The sequence below is a fragment of the Pseudomonas sp. EA_65y_Pfl2_P74 genome (assembly GCF_963970575.1).
In the GTDB taxonomy this organism is placed as follows: domain Bacteria; phylum Pseudomonadota; class Gammaproteobacteria; order Pseudomonadales; family Pseudomonadaceae; genus Aquipseudomonas; species Aquipseudomonas baetica_A.
On the sequence record NZ_CAXAOQ010000032.1, the window covers coordinates 18,408 to 30,802 of the forward strand.

Annotated in this window: 12 protein-coding genes; 9 read left to right on the forward strand and 3 right to left on the reverse strand. The window is 57.4% G+C overall.

The genetic code is table 11. The features are described from left to right. Window positions 1-150: 150 nt before the first annotated feature. Window positions 151-588: a universal stress protein gene (locus AACY18_RS22740; RefSeq protein ID WP_339433394.1), complete on the reverse strand. Its 438-nt coding sequence runs from the start codon at window positions 586-588 to the stop codon at window positions 151-153. A 91-nt stretch (window positions 589-679) separates the two neighbouring features. On the opposite strand from AACY18_RS22740, the gene AACY18_RS22745 reads away from it, so the two are divergent. From AACY18_RS22745 to AACY18_RS22775, 7 genes are all read left to right on the forward strand, one after another. Beyond that, on the forward strand, window positions 680-1,117 hold the full coding sequence (locus tag AACY18_RS22745; RefSeq protein WP_339466192.1) for a hypothetical protein: 438 nt from the start codon (window positions 680-682) through the stop codon (window positions 1,115-1,117). Window positions 1,118-1,642: 525 nt separating this feature from the next. After that, window positions 1,643-3,790: a fatty acid oxidation complex subunit alpha FadB gene (fadB, locus tag AACY18_RS22750; protein WP_339466194.1), complete on the forward strand. Its 2,148-nt coding sequence runs from the start codon at window positions 1,643-1,645 to the stop codon at window positions 3,788-3,790. 29 nt (window positions 3,791-3,819) lie between these two features. After that, window positions 3,820-4,995, forward strand: a complete 1,176-nt coding sequence (gene fadA, locus AACY18_RS22755) for an acetyl-CoA C-acyltransferase FadA (RefSeq protein ID WP_339466195.1) — start codon at window positions 3,820-3,822, stop codon at window positions 4,993-4,995. 97 nt (window positions 4,996-5,092) lie between these two features. Then, complete coding sequence (locus tag AACY18_RS22760) at window positions 5,093-5,329, forward strand: DUF1653 domain-containing protein (protein WP_042560169.1); 237 nt, start codon at window positions 5,093-5,095, stop codon at window positions 5,327-5,329. A gap of 114 nt (window positions 5,330-5,443) precedes the next feature. After that, the gene (topA, locus tag AACY18_RS22765; protein WP_339433390.1) at window positions 5,444-8,077 is read left to right on the forward strand and encodes a type I DNA topoisomerase; all 2,634 of its coding nucleotides are present in this window, start codon (window positions 5,444-5,446) and stop codon (window positions 8,075-8,077) included. 144 nt (window positions 8,078-8,221) lie between these two features. Next, window positions 8,222-8,746 carry a DUF6586 family protein gene (locus tag AACY18_RS22770; protein ID WP_339466197.1) on the forward strand — a complete coding sequence of 175 codons (525 nt, stop codon included), beginning with the start codon at window positions 8,222-8,224 and terminating at the stop codon, window positions 8,744-8,746. Between the two features lie 106 nt (window positions 8,747-8,852). Next, window positions 8,853-9,086, forward strand: a complete 234-nt coding sequence (locus AACY18_RS22775) for a hypothetical protein (protein WP_221733227.1) — start codon at window positions 8,853-8,855, stop codon at window positions 9,084-9,086. Window positions 9,087-9,181: 95 nt separating this feature from the next. On the opposite strand, the gene sulA is transcribed toward AACY18_RS22775, so the two are convergent. Together sulA and lexA are read right to left on the reverse strand one after the other, a co-directional pair. Then, a complete protein-coding gene (sulA, locus tag AACY18_RS22780) occupies window positions 9,182-9,655 on the reverse strand; it encodes an SOS-induced cell division inhibitor SulA (protein ID WP_339433388.1) in 474 nt (157 codons plus the stop codon). Between the two features lie 14 nt (window positions 9,656-9,669). After that, entirely contained in the window at window positions 9,670-10,278 is a 609-nt protein-coding gene (gene lexA / locus AACY18_RS22785; RefSeq protein ID WP_003226590.1) for a transcriptional repressor LexA, read from the reverse strand. A 229-nt stretch (window positions 10,279-10,507) separates the two neighbouring features. On the opposite strand from lexA, the gene AACY18_RS22790 reads away from it, so the two are divergent. Together AACY18_RS22790 and nagZ are read left to right on the forward strand one after the other, a co-directional pair. Beyond that, complete coding sequence (locus AACY18_RS22790) at window positions 10,508-11,215, forward strand: TetR/AcrR family transcriptional regulator (RefSeq protein WP_339433387.1); 708 nt, start codon at window positions 10,508-10,510, stop codon at window positions 11,213-11,215. A gap of 158 nt (window positions 11,216-11,373) precedes the next feature. Next, a complete protein-coding gene (gene nagZ, locus AACY18_RS22795; protein ID WP_339433386.1) occupies window positions 11,374-12,384 on the forward strand; it encodes a beta-N-acetylhexosaminidase in 1,011 nt (336 codons plus the stop codon). Window positions 12,385-12,395 lie beyond the last annotated feature (11 nt).

Here is a 12,395-nt window from a genome sequence, read left to right on the forward strand (position 1 = left end):
CCGGCGTTCAGTCATGAGCGCCGGGCTTTTTACGTAGTGTTGAAATCCATGGTAGGAGCGGGTTTGCTCACGATATCGGTATATCACGCGAAATCAAATTGGATGTGCCGACGTTTTCGCGAGCAAGCCCGTCCCTCAGGGTGATGCATTTCACTGTTTGACCAGGTGCACCGCTAGCACGTCACAAGGCGCGCCGTGCAGTACATCGTTGGCGGTCGAGCCGAGCAACAGCGCCAGACCATGGCGTCCATGACTGCCCACCACGATCAGATCGCACTCATGCTCCTTGGCAAAATGGTGGATTTCCTGGCGTGGCTGGCCGTAGGTCAAGTGGCAGTCGGCGCCTTTGAGTTCGCAATACTTGAGTTTCAGGCGCTCAAGGCGTTCCTTGGCTTGATCGAACTGCTGCTGTTGCAGTTGTGATAGATCCATCGGCACGTCGCCGCCGAACGCCATGGCCATCGGCTCGACGATATGCACCAGCGAGAGCTTGGCGTCATTGCTCACCGACAGCTCTCGGGCGCGGTGGATCACAGGATCGCACTCTTCGGTCAGATCGACGGCGACCAGGATATGGGAGTAGGGCATGAGGTGCTCCTCGTGACGGTTCAATACTGTTAAGTATGGCTGGTTTCAACAAAGTGACACAATGCGCTCACCTTAAGTCGGGAGTAGAGATATGACGGTCTGGTTGGTGGTGTCAATCCTGTTGGTGGTTCTGAGCCCGCTGGCATGGTTGCGCCCATCGCGTGTGCAGAGCGGTCGAATGGCCCTGCGCATGGAGGCGCGGCGTATCGGGCTGGCTATGCAACTGGCGCCTCAGGAGTGGCCGCACTGGCTGTCTCAGGAGCCTCCCAATCCGTGTGCTCAATACCATCGGCCGCGGCGTGGCAGTCAGCCAGCGTGCTGGACTTACTGGCAGAATTCGCCAGGGATATGGGTCAATCAATGGCAGGAAGTCTGCGAAGACCGGGCGCTGCTCAATCATTTCGAAAAGTTGCCAGGCAACGTGTTCAAGGTCGAGGCCGACAAGCAGATGATCGCCTTGTACTGGGGCGAAAAGGGTGAAGCCGCAGTTTTGCAGGATATCGATGCCACACTGAAAGCGCTGGCGTAACCCGCGGACATTTCGTACTGCAATGGTGCGCATCGTCCGGCAGACGAGCAACAAAAAGCCCGACATGATTCATCGGGCGGGGGCCAGGCAGGCCGGTAACTGTTTTTATCGCTGATTCACATTTGCGGAGTCAGCGAATCTCCCTGTAGTCCAGCCAGCGTAGCCCCTTAAACAAGGCTCGATGAGAATTAGGGCGACTTTTCTAACTATTGATTCTATGAATGGCTTCACATGCAGATGCGTGTTGCCGGTCTTCGTGGAGCGGAAATGACCGCAAAGTCGCCTTTCAACCCGTATTTTGGGCGATTGACAATTGTCGGAAATTCCGTGAAGGTGGCGTACCCAAATCAAACGGGCGTATGAATTGAGCGTTTGTCTTACAGATCGCTCCTACAGAATCCCGACTATCGCGTTGGCGGGTGTGCCGGGTGGATTGGCGTTAGCATCGACGAAAAAGCGTCCTGCCAAGCCATTCGCCTGCGTCCGACGTGTACTGTTCAGCTTCCATATCGTGGAGATCAGTTGATGATTTACGAAGGTAAAGCCATCACGGTTAACGCTCTTGAAAGTGGCATCGTCGAATTGAAATTCGACCTCAAGGGTGAGTCCGTCAACAAGTTCAACCGTCTTACCCTGAACGAGCTGCGTCAGGCCGTAGACACCATCAAGGCAGATGCTTCGATCAAGGGTGTGATCGTCAGCAGTGGCAAGGACGTGTTCATCGTCGGCGCCGACATCACTGAATTTGTCGAAAACTTCAAGCTGCCGGATGCCGAGCTGGTTGCTGGCAATCTCGAAGCCAACAAGATCTTCAGCGATTTCGAAGACCTCAACGTTCCGACCGTAGCGGCCATCAACGGCATCGCCCTGGGCGGCGGTCTGGAAATGTGCCTGGCAGCTGACTATCGCGTCATGTCGACCAAGGCCAAAATCGGTCTGCCGGAAGTCAAGCTGGGCATCTACCCAGGCTTCGGCGGTACCGTGCGTCTGCCGCGCCTGATCGGTGTCGACAACGCTATCGAGTGGATTGCCGCCGGCAAGGAAAACCGCCCTGAAGACGCCCTGAAAGTCAGCGCGGTCGACGCCGTGGTTGCTCCAGAGAAGCTGCAGGAAGCTGCCCTTGAGCTGATCAAGCGTGCCATCTGCGGCGAGTTCGATTTCAAGGCCAAGCGTCAGCCGAAGCTGGAAAAACTCAAGCTGAACGCCATTGAACAAATGATGGCTTTCGAAACCGCTAAAGGTTTTGTTGCCGGTCAAGCTGGCCCGAACTACCCGGCGCCGGTCGAAGCGATCAAGACCATCCAGAAAGCCGCCAACTTCGGTCGTGACAAGGCGCTGGAAGTCGAAGCCGCAGGTTTTGTCAAACTGGCCAAGACCTCTGCCGCGCAGAGCTTGATCGGTCTGTTCCTGAACGATCAGGAACTGAAGAAGAAGGCCAAGGCCTACGACGAAATCGCCAAAGACGTGAAGCAGGCCGCCGTACTCGGCGCTGGCATCATGGGGGGCGGTATCGCCTATCAGTCGGCGTCCAAAGGCACGCCGATCCTGATGAAGGATATCAACGAACACGGTATCGAGCAGGGTCTGGCCGAAGCCGCCAAACTGCTGGTTGGCCGCGTTGACAAAGGTCGTATGACCGCCGCGAAAATGGCTGAAGTGCTCAACGGCATTCGTCCGACGCTGTCCTACGGCGATTTTGGTCACGTTGACCTGGTTGTTGAAGCTGTCGTCGAGAACCCGAAAGTCAAGCAAGCCGTGCTGGCGGAAGTCGAAGACAAGGTCAAAGAGGACACCATCCTCGCGTCCAACACCTCGACCATTTCCATCAGCCTGCTGGCGAAAGCCCTCAAGCGCCCGGAAAATTTTGTCGGCATGCACTTCTTCAACCCGGTGCACATGATGCCGCTGGTAGAAGTGATTCGTGGCGAGAAGTCCAGCGAGCTGGCTGTTGCCACCACCGTTGCCTACGCCAAGAAAATGGGCAAGAACCCGATCGTCGTCAACGATTGCCCGGGCTTCCTGGTCAACCGCGTGCTGTTCCCGTACTTCGGCGGTTTCGCCAAGCTGGTCAGCGCTGGTGTGGACTTCGTCCGCATCGACAAGATCATGGAAAAATTCGGCTGGCCGATGGGGCCTGCCTACCTGATGGATGTGGTCGGCATCGACACCGGTCACCACGGCCGTGACGTGATGGCTGAAGGCTTCCCGGATCGCATGAAGGATGACCGTCGTTCGGCTGTCGACGTGCTTTACGAAGCCAAGCGTCTGGGCCAGAAAAACGGTAAGGGCTTCTACGCCTACGAGACCGACAAGAAAGGCAAGCAGAAGAAAGTTGCCGATCCGTCGGTACTGGAAGTACTCAAGCCGATCGTTTACGAGCAGCGCGAAGTCACTGACGAAGACATCATCAACTGGATGATGATTGCGCTGTGCCTGGAAACCGTGCGTTGCCTGGAAGACGGCATCGTTGAAACTGCCGCCGAAGCCGACATGGGTCTGGTCTACGGTATCGGTTTCCCTCCATTCCGTGGCGGTGCGCTGCGCTACATCGATTCGATCGGTGTTGCCGAGTTCGTTGCCCTGGCTGACCAGTACGCTGATTTGGGCGCGCTGTACCACCCGACCGCGAAGCTGCGCGAAATGGCCAAAAACGGCCAGAGCTTCTTCGGTTAAGCGCCCCCAACTAGAGTGAGAGTGAACTTATGAGCTTGAATCCTAGAGACGTCGTGATTGTCGACTTCGGTCGTACACCGATGGGCCGCTCCAAGGGCGGCATGCACCGCAACACCCGCGCTGAAGACATGTCGGCGCACCTGATCAGCAAATTGCTGGAGCGCAACGCCAAGGTCGATCCTGCTGAAGTCGAGGACGTGATCTGGGGCTGTGTAAACCAGACCCTGGAGCAGGGCTGGAACATTGCGCGCATGGCGTCGCTGATGACCCAGATCCCGCACACCTCGGCCGGCCAGACCGTCAGCCGTCTGTGTGGCTCGTCGATGAGCGCTCTGCACACTGCTGCACAAGCGATCATGACCGGTAACGGTGACGTGTTCGTGGTTGGTGGCGTCGAGCATATGGGTCATGTGAGCATGATGCACGGTGTCGATCCGAACCCGCACATGTCTCTGTACGCTGCGAAAGCCTCGGGCATGATGGGCCTGACCGCTGAAATGCTTGGCAAGATGCACGGCATCACTCGTGAGCAGCAAGACGCCTTTGGCGTGCGTTCCCACCAACTCGCCCACAAGGCCACCGTGGAAGGCAAGTTCAAAGACGAAATCATCCCGATGCAGGGATATGACGAGAACGGTTTCCTGAAACTGTTCGACTACGACGAAACCATTCGTCCGGAAACCACCCTGGAAAGCCTGGCGGCCCTCAAGCCTGCCTTCAATCCAAAGGGCGGCACCGTGACTGCCGGTACTTCGTCGCAGATCACCGATGGTGCTTCATGCATGATCGTGATGTCGGCGCAGCGTGCGCAGGACCTGGGTATCCAGCCGATGGCGGTGATCCGCTCGATGGCAGTGGCGGGTGTGGATCCGGCAATCATGGGCTATGGTCCAGTTCCGGCTACACAGAAAGCCCTGAAGCGTGCAGGTCTTGTCATTAACGATATCGACTTCTTTGAGCTCAATGAAGCTTTCGCCGCACAGGCTCTGCCAGTGCTGAAAGATCTGAAAGTACTCGACAAGATGAATGAGAAGGTTAACCTGCACGGCGGCGCGATTGCCCTGGGTCACCCGTTCGGTTGCTCCGGTGCGCGTATTTCCGGCACCCTGCTGAACGTGATGAAGCAGAATAGCGGCACCTTCGGGGTGGCCACTATGTGCATTGGTCTCGGCCAAGGCATCTCCACCGTCTTCGAACGCGTTTAAGCGTCTCGTTGATGGAAGCCGGGGCCAAGTGCCCCGGTTTTTGTTTTTGTGGATTTATTTTGTTTTTTTTTGAAAAAATTTGAGTGAGGGCCGAAGCATGCCGATACAACCTGGGCTCTACCAACATTACAAAGGTCCGCAGTACCGTGTATTCAATGTTGCGCGGCATTCCGAGACCGAAGAAGAAGTGGTCTTTTACCAAGCCCTGTATGGCGATTATGGCTTTTGGGTGCGCCCTTTGAGCATGTTTCTCGAGTCAGTCGAGGTTGACGGCGAGCAGGTGCCACGCTTTGCTTTGGTGCAAGCCGAACCGAGCCTTTTTTCCAAGGCATGAGGCGAGTGCGCGCAGCACCCTGTGCTTGACCTCACCTTGTATCAACTATATATAGCGGTGCCGCGTCAGGCGCCAACCGCCTTTCACTTCTAGAATTCAGGAATTTTCTGATCCATGGGCAAATCGCTGGTCATTGTGGAATCCCCGGCTAAGGCCAAGACCATCAACAAGTATCTGGGTAACCAATACGTGGTGAAGTCGAGTATCGGCCATATCCGAGACCTGCCCACCAGCGGTTCGGCTAGCGCCAGCAAAGAGCCAGCCGCCAAGCGCGGCAAGGCTGCCGCGGGCGAAGGGCCGGTGCTCACGCCGAAAGAGAAAGCGCGCAAGCAGTTGGTCTCGCGTATGGGGGTCGATCCCGATCATGGCTGGAAAGCCCAGTACGAGATCCTCCCGGGTAAAGAGAAGGTCATCGAAGAGCTGCGCCGGCTCGCCAAAGACGCTGACACCATCTATCTCGCAACCGACTTGGATCGCGAGGGGGAAGCCATTGCCTGGCACCTGCGCGAAGCCATTGGTGGTGACGACAGCCGCTACAAGCGCGTGGTGTTCAACGAAATCACCAAGAAAGCGATTCAGGAAGCCTTCTCCGAGCCGGGCGAGCTGGACATCGATCGTGTGAATGCCCAGCAGGCGCGTCGTTTCCTCGATCGCGTCGTGGGTTACATGGTCTCGCCACTGCTGTGGGCCAAGATCGCCCGTGGCTTGTCTGCCGGTCGTGTGCAATCGGTTGCGGTGAAACTGGTGGTCGAGCGCGAGCGCGAAATCCGTGCCTTCAACCCTGAAGAATACTGGGAAGTGCACGCCGATTTAGGCACCACCAAAGGCTCGACCGTGCGTTTCGAAGTAGCGCGCGAGAAGGGCGAAGCCTTCAAGCCGCTGAACGAAGCCCAGGCAACTGCAGCGCTGGAGAAGCTGAAGTCTTCCAGCTACAGCATCGTCAAGCGCGAAGACAAGCCGACCAGCAGCAAGCCTTCGGCACCGTTCATCACGTCCACCCTGCAGCAGGCAGCGAGCAATCGCCTGGGCTTCGGGGTGAAGAAAACCATGATGATGGCCCAGCGTTTGTACGAAGCTGGCTACATCACTTATATGCGTACCGACTCGACCAACCTCTCGGCTGACGCCGTGACGATGGCACGCACTTACATTGAAGACGAGTTCGGCAAGAAGTACCTGCCGGAAACACCAAACGTCTACAGCAGCAAAGAAGGTGCACAAGAGGCTCACGAAGCGATCCGTCCTTCCGACGCCAACACCACGCCGAGCAAGCTGGCCGGCATGGAGCGTGACGCTGAGCGCCTCTACGAGCTGATCTGGCGCCAGTTCCTCGCTTGCCAGATGCTGCCCGCGCAATACCTGTCGACCACCGTGAGCGTCGCTGCTGGTGACTTCGAGCTGCGTGCCAAGGGCCGTATCCTCAAGTTCGACGGCTACACCCGCGTAATGCCGCAGATCGCCAAGCCTGGCGATGACGATGTTCTGCCGGACATGGCACAGGGCGACGTGATGAAGCTGATCAAGCTTGATCCGTCCCAGCACTTCACCAAGCCACCGGCGCGTTACTCCGAAGCCAGCCTGGTCAAGGAAATGGAAAAACGCGGCATCGGTCGTCCTTCGACCTACGCTGCGATCATTTCGACCATTCAGGATCGCGGCTATGTGACGCTGCATAACCGTCGTTTCTATTCGGAAAAAATGGGCGACATCGTCACCGAACGCCTGTCGGAGAGCTTCTCCAATCTCATGGACTACGGCTTTACCGCCGGCATGGAAGAGAACCTCGATGACGTGGCTCACGGCGAGCGCGACTGGAAAAACGTGCTGGACGAGTTCTACGGCGACTTCAAGAAGAAACTCGAAGTGGCGGAGAACCCGGACAACGGCATGCGTGCCAACCAGCCGGTCATGACCGACATTCCGTGCACCACGTGCGGCCGTCCGATGCAGATTCGTACCGCGTCGACCGGCGTATTCCTCGGCTGCTCGGGCTACAGCCTGCCACCGAAAGAACGCTGCAAGGCCACCGTCAACCTGGTGCCGGGAGACGAAATCGCTGCAGACGACGAGGGTGAGTCGGAGTCGCTGGTACTGCGTGGCAAGCATCGCTGCCCGATCTGCAGCACGGCGATGGACGCATACCTGCTCGACGAGAAGCGCAAACTGCACATTTGCGGTAACAATCCGGATTGCGCCGGATACGAAATCGAAGAAGGCAGCTATCGCATCAAGGGCTATGAAGGTCCAAGCCTTGAGTGCGACAAGTGCGGCAGCGAGATGCAACTCAAAACCGGCCGTTTCGGCAAGTTCTTCGGCTGCACCAACCCGACCTGTAAAAACACGCGCAAACTGCTCAAGAGCGGAGACGCGGCGCCGCCGAAGATGGATCCGGTGAAGATGCCTGAGCTGAAATGCGAAAAAGTCAACGACACCTACATCCTGCGTGATGGTGCGTCCGGTCTGTTCCTGGCGGCCAGTCAGTTCCCGAAAAACCGTGAGACTCGTGCTCCATTGGTGATCGAGATTCTGCCGCACAAGAGCGAGATTGATCCAAAGTATCACTTCCTGTGTGAAGCGCCGCAGAAGGATCCTGATGGTCTGCCAGCGGTGATCCGCTACAGCCGCAAGACCAAGGAGCAATACGTACAGACCGAAGTCGACGGCAAGCCTACCGGTTGGAAGGCTTACTACGACGGCGGCAAGTGGGCGGTTGAAGACAAACGCAGCGCAAAGGCCAAGGCTGAGTAAGCGTTAGTCACATACTGAAAGGGCCGCATGAGAACCTTTGGGTTTTCATGCGGCCTTTTCAGTATGTGCTTGCGGTGGGATTGGCTGATCCACGACACTGTCCGGCCTGTGTGAAGCAATTATTTCGTTGTGGAGGCAGCCGTCATGGCCCACGAACTCTATACCCGTACCAATCAGAAGATTTATTTTGCCGGCCTGTCGCTGGAAGCTCTGGCTCGAGCTGAAGAGGGGCGGGCGATGAATTCTTTGGCGCTGATTCAGGCCGGACGTGAATCGGCGCTGTTTCACCTCTACGGTGCCTTGTTGGGGCTTTGTCATGAAATCGCCGGTTTCTACCGTCTGCCTCAGGCAAATGAACCCCGGGCGGAGATGCTGCTGACGTGCGACGTGCTTGAGTCGATTGCTATCCCCGAACTGGCTGAAATGGTTGAGTTGGCGGGCAATTCGCAAACCTGGCTGGCCAAACTGTTAGCAGCGCATTCGGCGTTGTTCCAGCCGCCGAGGGTACCGCACAAACCCAAGGGAGATGTGACACAGCCGCTGATCCAGGCGGTTAATCTGGATGAAGAAGAGGCACCAGATGAGTTGAGTCGAGAGGAGTTGGAGAGCTGGCGGCAGAACCTGAAAGCTCTGGCGATCCGTTTTCGCGAAGGCTTGAATGAGTGCTGAGGGAGATTGACGCGGTGGCAATCTGAAACATGCTGCTGGTCAAGATCCCGAGCGAAGCCTGGATGATGTCTATATAATGCCTGCCTTTCGTGGAGAACAGACCTATATGCCAACGTCCTTTCTAGAAATTGTCGAGTTACCCGACGGCCGAATCGAACTGCGCAGGGCTGAGGACGAGGGGTCTCTGGTGACTCTGGATTTCTCCGAGGATGCCAAGACATTCCTGCAGGGCCAGCATGTAGAAATCGCCAAGGCGATGCTGAGCGTCGGTGTGCAGATGGCGGGTCGGATGATTGAGGGGGATTTTGACAAGGAAGAAGGGCCGCGGGTTCTTCATTGATCCCCGTCTGCTTTCCTGTTTGTCCTGTCGCTTCAGATCGGCTTCTCTATCCTTGGAGAAGCCCGGCGCTTCAAACAGCGCCCGTAACCAGCCAGCTAACCCAATCGAATATTCAGGCTCTGGGCGTTGCCCTTGCGTGCAGCGCTGATCAATTGTTGTCGTGAACCCGTGTTCAGTGGATTGAGCCAAGTGACTACAGTGTGACTTCGCCCCAGGCGCAAGGCTTCGCACGCCAGTTGCTGAGCACTTTGAGTGCCCCTCGGTTGCAGCAATAGAATGCGCTCGCGGTTCAGCCCTGCATCCCGCAGCCACGCTTGTGTCAGGCTGGCAGGTGGTGCAATCAGCGTTAGCCAGCGTGCGTCCTGATCATCGCTCAGTTCGCGAAGGATCGGAGCCAGCAGGTTTAGGCAGTTCCCGGTGGCACCGCGCAGTGACAGTTCACTGAATACTTCCGGTTCAACACTCCACGGGCGCTCGACCACTTCTTTCAGGATCGGCGCTATCGGTTGCGCTAGAAACGCTTCGAATAAAGGCAGTTGTGTCTGTTGAGGTGTGTGTGGGAACTGCATAAAGCCTCCTTTAACTAACGGCGGATTACGCCGACACTCAAGCCTTCGATAACCAGTTCCTGATCTTTCAGGTCGACTTCGATGGGGGCGAACTCAGGGTTTTCTGCAATCAGCCAGACTTTGCTGCCTTCGCGCTTGAAGCGTTTGACGGTGACTTCATCACCGATGCGGGCGACGACAACCTGACCATTACGCGCTTCACGGGTGGTGTGAACGGCCAGAAGGTCGCCATCGAAAATGCCGATGTCCTTCATGCTCATGCCGTGTACGCGCAGAAGATAGTCGGCGCGAGGGTGGAAGAATGCAGGATTGATGTTGCAGGATTCTTCGATGTGCTGCTGGGCGAGGATCGGTGCGCCAGCAGCGACTCGGCCGATGATTGGCAGGGTCGAGTCGTCGGCTTTGGCTTCGAAACCGGGGATGCGAATGCCACGGGATGCACCTGGGGTCATCTCGATGGCGCCCTTGCGAGCCAGCGCCTTGAGATGTTCTTCCGCTGCGTTGGGCGACTTGAAACCCAGTTCCTGAGCGATTTCTGCGCGGGTCGGCGGGTAGCCGTTGTCTTCAAGGCAGCGTTTGATAAAGGCCAGAATCTCGGCTTGGCGTGGCGTCAGCTTTAGCATATTGATCGCTCTGTCTTTTTATACAGTGACTGGGATTATATACAGTGAAGCGGTCTTGGCAATGCCCGTTTTTTTACAGGCCGCCGGACGGTCGGCAGGCCTGCTTATTAATGCATCGGTCTTGTGTGGTTAAATAGCTGACCGACCATTCCCAAAACGAACTGGCAGGCTTGACAAGGCACAGGCTGAAACGTATGTTTCAAACAAGTGTTTGTCAGGCGGAGTAGCCATGGCCCAGTCGGAAACCGTTGAACGCATTCTTGATGCTGCCGAGCAGTTGTTCGCGGAGAAAGGTTTCGCTGAAACCTCATTGCGTTTGATCACCAGCAAGGCCGGCGTCAATCTGGCAGCGGTGAACTATCATTTCGGCTCGAAGAAAGCGCTGATTCAAGCGGTCTTCTCGCGCTTCCTCGGGCCGTTTTGCACGAGCCTTGATAAAGAGCTGGAACGGCGTCAGGCCAAGCCTGAAAACAAACCCACCCTTGAAGAGTTGCTGGAAATCCTCGTCGAGCAGGCGCTGGTGGTTCAGCCACGTAGCGGCAATGACCTGTCGATTTTCATGCGTCTGCTTGGTCTCGCATTCAGCCAGAGCCAAGGCCACTTGCGTCGTTATCTGGAAGACATGTACGGCAAGGTATTCCGCCGCTATATGCTGCTGGTCAACGAGGCGGCGCCACGTATTCCTCCGATCGAGTTGTTCTGGCGCGTGCACTTCATGCTCGGTGCTGCTGCGTTCAGCATGTCCGGCATCAAGGCCTTGCGTGCGATTGCTGAAACCGATTTCGGCGTCAACACCTCCATTGAGCAAGTCATGCGCCTGATGGTGCCGTTCCTCGCCGCGGGCATGCGTGCCGAAACCGGCGTCACCGACGCGGCCATGGCCACCGCTCAACTGCGTCCGCGCAGCAAATCAATGCCGGTCGCCGCCAAGGTTTAACCGCGCACGGGTGGGCGCGGCAGCTTGTATCCGCTAAGCTAGCTGCCCATGCCGACTCTCGTTCTGAAACCCTTCTGCATAGAAATTGCCGACGTGCCAGGCACCGCCCTTGGTAGCGATTTCATGTGGATCGGTTTTTTTGTTTTCAAGGAATCTCTATGACTGCTGGCCTGCAAGGCTCGTTGATGGTGGACGTCGCCGGTACCTGGCTGACGGCTGAAGATCGCCATTTGTTGCGTCAGCCCGAAGTGGGCGGCCTTATTATTTTTGCCCGCAACATCGAGCATCCACGTCAGGTACGCGAGCTGAGCGCATCGATTCGCGCCATACGTCCAGACCTGCTGCTGGCCGTGGATCAGGAGGGCGGTCGCGTCCAGCGCTTGCGTCAGGGTTTTGTCCGTCTACCGGCCATGCGCGCCATTGCTGACAACCCGAATGCCGAATATCTGGCCGAGCAGTGCGGCTGGATCATGGCCACCGAAGTGCTGGCGGTCGGCCTCGACCTGAGCTTCGCCCCGGTACTTGATCTGGATTATCAGCGCAGCGCCGTTGTCGGCACCCGCTCGTTCGAAGGCGATCCCGAACGTGCCGCATTACTGGCCGGTGCCTTTATTCGCGGCATGAACAGCGCCGGCATGGCGGCCACCGGTAAACACTTCCCCGGTCATGGCTGGGCGGAAGCCGATTCGCATGTGGCGATCCCGAACGACGAGCGTAGCCTCGATGAGATCCGTGCCAACGACCTCGTGCCATTCGCCCGGCTCAGCAAGCAACTCGCTGCTGTTATGCCCGCTCACGTCATCTACCCGCAAGTCGACTCGCAGCCTGCTGGTTTCTCCCGCCGCTGGCTGCAGGACATTCTGCGCGGCGAGTTGCAGTTCGACGGTGTGATCTTCAGTGACGACCTGTCGATGGCCGGCGCCCACGTGGTCGGCGACGCAGCCAGTCGCATCGAAGCCGCACTGACTGCCGGTTGCGACATGGGCCTGGTATGCAACGACCGCGCCGCGGCCGAGTTGGCCCTGAGCGCTGCACAACGTATGAAGGTCAGGCCATCCGCTCGCATCGCGCGGATGCGCGGTCAGGCGTTCGCCAGCACCGATTACCGTCAGGATCCGCGCTGGCTCAGCGCCATCGTTGCGCTCAAAGACGCTCAACTGATCGATTAAGGATTTTCCGT

Excerpts from the sequence above, each read along its gene's own strand:
- AACY18_RS22740 (WP_339433394.1), bottom strand. The coding sequence starts at position 588 with ATGCCCTACTCCCATATCCTGGTCGCCGTCGATCTGACCGAAGAGTGC.
- AACY18_RS22745 (WP_339466192.1), top strand. The coding sequence starts at position 680 with ATGACGGTCTGGTTGGTGGTGTCAATCCTGTTGGTGGTTCTGAGCCCG.
- fadB (WP_339466194.1), top strand. The coding sequence starts at position 1,643 with ATGATTTACGAAGGTAAAGCCATCACGGTTAACGCTCTTGAAAGTGGC.
- fadA (WP_339466195.1), top strand. The coding sequence starts at position 3,820 with ATGAGCTTGAATCCTAGAGACGTCGTGATTGTCGACTTCGGTCGTACA.
- AACY18_RS22760 (WP_042560169.1), top strand. The coding sequence starts at position 5,093 with ATGCCGATACAACCTGGGCTCTACCAACATTACAAAGGTCCGCAGTAC.
- topA (WP_339433390.1), top strand. The coding sequence starts at position 5,444 with ATGGGCAAATCGCTGGTCATTGTGGAATCCCCGGCTAAGGCCAAGACC.
- AACY18_RS22770 (WP_339466197.1), top strand. The coding sequence starts at position 8,222 with ATGGCCCACGAACTCTATACCCGTACCAATCAGAAGATTTATTTTGCC.
- AACY18_RS22775 (WP_221733227.1), top strand. The coding sequence starts at position 8,853 with ATGCCAACGTCCTTTCTAGAAATTGTCGAGTTACCCGACGGCCGAATC.
- sulA (WP_339433388.1), bottom strand. The coding sequence starts at position 9,655 with ATGCAGTTCCCACACACACCTCAACAGACACAACTGCCTTTATTCGAA.
- lexA (WP_003226590.1), bottom strand. The coding sequence starts at position 10,278 with ATGCTAAAGCTGACGCCACGCCAAGCCGAGATTCTGGCCTTTATCAAA.
- AACY18_RS22790 (WP_339433387.1), top strand. The coding sequence starts at position 10,508 with ATGGCCCAGTCGGAAACCGTTGAACGCATTCTTGATGCTGCCGAGCAG.
- nagZ (WP_339433386.1), top strand. The coding sequence starts at position 11,374 with ATGACTGCTGGCCTGCAAGGCTCGTTGATGGTGGACGTCGCCGGTACC.